3 protein-coding genes are annotated in these 5,911 nt (G+C 44.8%); all 3 read right to left on the reverse strand.

Annotated elements, in window-relative coordinates:
- Window positions 1–696: 696 nt before the first annotated feature.
- Window positions 697–1,224 carry a hypothetical protein gene (locus F6J94_RS28825; RefSeq protein ID WP_293018859.1) on the reverse strand — a complete coding sequence of 176 codons (528 nt, stop codon included), beginning with the start codon at window positions 1,222–1,224 and terminating at the stop codon, window positions 697–699.
- 241 nt (window positions 1,225–1,465) lie between these two features.
- The gene (locus F6J94_RS28830; protein WP_293046706.1) at window positions 1,466–3,046 is read right to left on the reverse strand and encodes a cytochrome P450; all 1,581 of its coding nucleotides are present in this window, start codon (window positions 3,044–3,046) and stop codon (window positions 1,466–1,468) included.
- Window positions 3,047–3,166: 120 nt separating this feature from the next.
- On the reverse strand, window positions 3,167–5,377 hold the full coding sequence (locus F6J94_RS28835; protein ID WP_293046708.1) for a phosphoketolase: 2,211 nt from the start codon (window positions 5,375–5,377) through the stop codon (window positions 3,167–3,169).
- Window positions 5,378–5,911 lie beyond the last annotated feature (534 nt).

Consider the following 5,911-nt stretch of genomic DNA (forward strand, 5'->3'; position numbering starts at 1 on the left):
ATCCCATCAACGACGAGCCAAGAGCCTATTTCGTTTGGGATTTGATTATCTGCGCTCAATTTTCACCAATCTTGACCACCAGTTCCCAGCTTTTCTTAACTCTCTCCATTTTTTGTCCTGTACTTAGCATGTTGCGTCGTTCCTCAGCCGTTAGATTAACTAAGAAAGGCAGCTTTTATTCAATCGTTTGTAGGGCAGTTTTGATTTCTTGGATATCTCTTTCGGAGAGAGTACCGGTAATATTTTGATAAGGCATTGTACAATTCCTGTAATTCTCTGAATGAATAATGACAATGAAGCGTCATGCCAGACCTATGCTTTTGCCATCTATTCTTAGAATTACCACTCAACTATGGAATCGATATACTACTATTAAAACTTAAAAATTAACCTATTTTTTTACGGTAACTTAAATAATTAAATATTATCCAAGGGGTAATAGAATTAATTATTATCGCTTTTTAATAACAGCAATAATCAGTTGCTTTTATTCTTTAACTAAATATTTGCTCTTCTGACAGGTTTTGTCATAACTATCAGGTGCCCTTGACCCATTAAGAATTAAATTCCCCACGGGTCGCACCTCAGGTACACAGGATTTTTCCCGATTCCCGATTCCCGATTCCCGATTCCCGATTCCCGATTCCCGACTCCCGACTCCCGACTCCCGACTCCCGGCTCCCTAAAATAGAGCCTCTAACGCTGATTCTGCAATTTTCTCATTTCCTCTTGCACCCCCACTGCCACCTGCAAGGCTTGGTCTAGCACTCGTCCATACTCACTGGCCTGATCACTCAAGTGCAGGGCGGTCAAGGTGGTTAAATTAGTAGTAAATAGCTGAGGATTCTTAGTAATAAACTGCTTATTCTCCCTGAGAATTCGTTCTGTCTTCAAGGCACGCACTAAATCCGTTTTCATCACCCTAAGGGCTTCGAGCACTCGCTCCCGATTACTGAGACCAACACCTGGATTCCCAGCTTCTTCCAATTGATCATTAATGTGTACAGCTCTAATCACCGTATTGTATCGATCCACCTCTTTCACCAGCCGTCTAACTGCCTTATATTTCAGCCATAGAAAGGACCCTCTACCCAATTTGATCAGGAAATCTCCTGGTTCTTTTGGTTTCTCTAGGAAAAAACCTCTGACTCGCTCTGGCTTCTCCCCAATCAAATTGGTTAGATAATCCTCTGAAATCACCAAGTCCTGCAAATCAGGTCGCATAGTTGTCCGTGCCTATGATAAGATAGTGGTCGGGAGCCTTTTAATCTATAAGCTTAACATGCTCTTAACACCTTACCGTTAAGAGGAGCACACCTGTTAACGGTCAGGGGCACGACTGGGTATATCATGAAGGTCTCTTATTAAGAGATAGGTTACCCAAAAACCATTATCAGCCCCGTGGAAACCCCCATGACTGCCCTTAATCCCTACTCCCTACTCCCTACTCCCTACTCCCTAAAACCTAGTAAGTTTCCTCAATACACTGCAAGTCTCTAGGCTTAAAACGCACTGGCATCCCATCGGACGGATAAATCAAAAGGTTCTGTTCTAACTGTTCAACAGATGAACGACCATTGACCAACTCCCAGTCGAAATAACGGAGCAGCATGGCTAGCATTACCGTTGCTTCCACCATGGCCAGATGCTCTCCCAAGCAACGATGAGAACCTGAGCCAAAGGTGATCATTGGAAGTGGGCTGCTGCCCTTGCCCTGGTCTAACCAACGCTCTGGCCAAAATTCCTCGGGGTTGCCATAGACCTCTGGGTCTCGCCCAGCACCAAGTATTGACCAGGAGATAATCGTGCCACGAGGAATCAAGTTGCCCTCAATCACGGTTTCACCTTCAGCCTCCAAGGAAGTGGAACCTGAGGCGACTGAATAAAGGCGCAAAGTTTCTTTGATAATGGCACTGATGTAAGTCAGTTTTTTCAGACTTTCTGTATTAATACCACCATTACTTTGCCAACTCTGGTCAACCACAGCTTGTGCTTTCTGAAAAACCCTGGCATTTAATGCTAACTCTGCTACCGCAAAGGATAAAGTATGAGCTGTGGTATCAGTACCAGCAATCAAGATTTCAATCGCTTCTGCTATCAGTGTTTTCCGAGTGTATTTTGGTTCCTTAGCCGCTATTTTCACTAACATCGATTCCTGGAAGTTTGGACTTACCTGCCCCCAATTAGTCGGGTTTTGTGCTCTCATCTTCAAGGCTAATTCCACTCTCGGACCAATCAAACCCTCTAAATATGCCATTGCTCTCCAGTAATCTCGTGAAGCCTTAGTGGGCAAATATTTCATCCATATCTTCTCCCCAGCGAATAACCGTAAGACCCGATATCCTATAATAGACATCGCCTCGTGAGCCTTAAGAATATCGAGGGGTGGACCTTCAGAACTAGAGGATTTTCCATCTACAGGAATTCCCACCACTAAACAGAAAATCACCCTCATAGTTAGTTCCACAAACAGGAAATCGACCTTTACCTCTGTTTGCGGTGCATCTTGCAGAAGTCTGGCAATTACTTGTTCGCAGGCAAGGTTAATAATCTCAAAGTATTTGGACAGACCACTAGAATTGAATTGAGGATTCCAAGCCTTCCGTCGCCACTGCCACTCAGTTCCGTTTTCTCCGATAAGAACGGGAGCACCAGCAAGGTCGTTGAAAACTTGGCGCAATTGCTTACACCTACCTAAGCTGCCATCTTTGATGCCATTCACAATGGTGTTTTCTATCACCTTTGGTTGACTCAAAACCAGAACTGGAGGGTTAATCCATAAAACATAAATCGGGCCTAGCTGCTTGCTCCAATCAAACAATAATTGGAAGAATTTTTTCTGTTTAACTGCTGCTAATACCTGAGGAAGATTTCCCAATAGCCAGTGTTTGGGAGGACACGGCAGTAACTCTAGAGATTTGTAAGTATTTTTTCGTTGCCACCAGCCCCAGCCCAGTAGTCCCCCGATGCTAGTAATCCCTAGAGCTGTGGCTAAATAGGGAAAGGAGGGGGAAAAAGCAATCTGAGCAGCAATCTCTTGGAACATGAATCTGCCTTAATTTAACAACTATTAACGTTTAGTCTTGGCTCCGGGCAGCGAGGCTTGATTAGTGCAGCCCCATCCTTAAAGATAGGGCTACACCAAAAAATTCTAGCCAACTAAATTTTAACCAACCAAGTCAATCGCTCGTTTAGCCAAAGCCTCAGCAGTCAAACCATTAAACGCCATAATTTGACCAGCACTGCCAGCCGTTTCACCACGCTTCCAAGCCACCACATCCCGCTGGCAAGTACTACGTAACATAATCGGTTCCAGCATCGCACTGGTACCACCAGTAACACCAATCAACCCATCCCCACCAAACAGCTGTTCAAACCCCTGATCATCTAAGAAACCGCCATCAGCTTCAGTACAGGTTTTCCAAGCCGTATCATCAGGACGGTACAAGCGGCGGGGACTGATTACCGAAACAATCCGCACCCCAATCCCTTGCTCTTCCAAATCCGAAGCAGCATCAAACACTGGCATAAGGCTCATATCCCCAATCACCGCAAACACAACGGTTTTACTACCTTTAGATTCATGCAACACCACTGCACCATCTCGCAATCCTTGACGGGTTTGCTCAAAGGTCGTGCGCACCGGTAAGGGTGACTTACTAGCAGTAATGGTAATTCCTTTATTCTTAGTACTCAGCGCCCACTCATAACACACTTGGATACTATTAGCATCACAGGGAAACAAGGGGAAAATATTGCCATTGCGCATCATAGCAGCAAAGTAATTTTCAATTTCAGGACGCTGGTGAGTCCAACCATTGCGTCCTTGCTCCAGTGCCCCAGCGGTAAATAATGTAATAGTAGACGGAGTAGGACGGCGCAATTCTGCCATGGCTTGGGTAACGGTTTGCCAAATGGGTAACCCATTGATAGCAAAAGATTCATAAGAACACCACAGAGTACGAGCGCCAAACAAGGCTAACCCTACTGCTAATCCAGCACAAGCATCTTCACTCAAGGGTTCGTACACCTGACCTTTTGGGCCTTGGAAGTAAATTTCATCCGGGGTCGGGTGGATAATTTTTAGGGCTTGGTTAATATTATTAATTCCAGAAGCAGCATTGCCATCAGCATTGGAAATAATAAAATTAGGGTCTTTTTGCCCCACATGAGCAACTATCGTTCCCATAGCGGTAGTCGCTATTTTCTTGTCTGCGTCAATCACAAATTCCTCTAAAGGTAATTCACCTAAATCTGGTAAAGGCAATTCCTTTTCTGTGACTACAGTATGGGCTGCTGACCCTCCTCCAGAACGCTCAAAATTTGTCCTGACTAATTCCCAGGCTTTAGAAGGCAACGCCCGAGCTTTAAGGGCACTAACAATATAATCTTTTTCCAGGGTATCTCCTGGGTAGAGATTGTGAGCTTTCGCTCCCCGTTTGTGGACTCCCGCTCCTTTGAGTTGTTTAACAATCAGCACCGTTAACTTACCACTCAACGCTGATTTAGCCGCTTTATCCGTAGCTTCCAAAACCCCTTGGGTAAATGCCAACCGCTTCTGGAACGAAAACTCTGTGCTATCGATATACTCACCGGGTTGGTCAGCATCATCGTAATCCTTAGCATTGATTAAGATTACTTCTTGGAAACCATTCCCCTGCCAGTATGCAATCATCTCTTGATTGGACTTTGTGGAAACCATACTATGGTGTTCCTGGCTGTAACCATTCCACACTAATATGGGCAGAAAATTAGTCACCTGGGGATAAGCCGTAGAGAAGTGACCAAAACTGCTCATCACATAAGGTTCACCCAAGCCCCCATCCCCAATGGTAACTGGGAATAGTACTCCTGGATGAAGCAAAGCCCCAGCCATAGCAAAGTGTTGCCCTTGTCCGAGGGGGCCAGCTGGATTGAGGAGTCCGGGAATTTGACCAGAAAGGTGTCCGAGCAGTCCATGCATTTCTCGGAAGCGTTCCCCCATCTGTTCTACAGTCTTAATGCCCATCTCCTCTAGGGAGCCATCCAGAAACATGTTACTGTAGAAGCCTGGGGCATGGTGTCCCACTTCAGTAATAATGTTTTTGTAACCCAGCATCACCAAAGCTGCAATCCCGTCCGCAATGCTGGCAAATCCCCCTGGATGACCAGAAGATTTACTAGCAGTGATGTGCAGGGTTAGGTAGCGTAGGGCATCAGCAGCCAGTAAGGTCTGGAAGACAGCTGCTGGATCCTCAGGAGATGCGATCGCATTTTGCCCCAGGGCAATCGCTGCTTGTTGCCCGTATTGGTCAGAAGCCGCATCAAAACCCGGTATGGTGTTGCCAAAATACTGAATTCCTTGACAAAATGTCGGAACCCTGCTACCAACTGTCATAGTCTCAGAAACCTTTTCTAATTATTACGAGTATTAAACAAATATTACAATCAGCTGGCTTGGTGCGGAATTAGTATAAAGGGTAAATTTGGGGTTTTAACCAGTGAAATGTCTTATGGATGAGATTGATTGAGACTACTATTGAGACGACTTGAGAATCTGCAACTCTAGATCCATTGTCATACCTGCCTTGTCGAGATTCTGATCAAATCTTGCTTCATTTGAATTCCCAGAGACTAACAGAATAGGATTAATCGACTAGTTTTGATTACCCTTAATCCTATTAATAGCTTGTCAATAAGCGCTTTTCTGATAGTAATGAGCTAACCGAAGGTTTTGTTGCAATATGGTAGTTAGGTTAGAGCATGAATTGGTCTTGAGAAAGTAACAGAGGAAAACGAGTGTGAGTAAATTGCCTGAAGGTCCTCAAATCCCTGAGTGGTTACAGTTAATCTATTGGATTGCTGACCCTCTGAAGTATTTGGATCAGTGTGTAGAACGCTATGGAGATACATTTACCATACGGCTAAGTGG

Source organism: Moorena sp. SIO1F2 (assembly GCF_010672755.1).
GTDB lineage: Bacteria > Cyanobacteriota > Cyanobacteriia > Cyanobacteriales > Coleofasciculaceae > Moorena.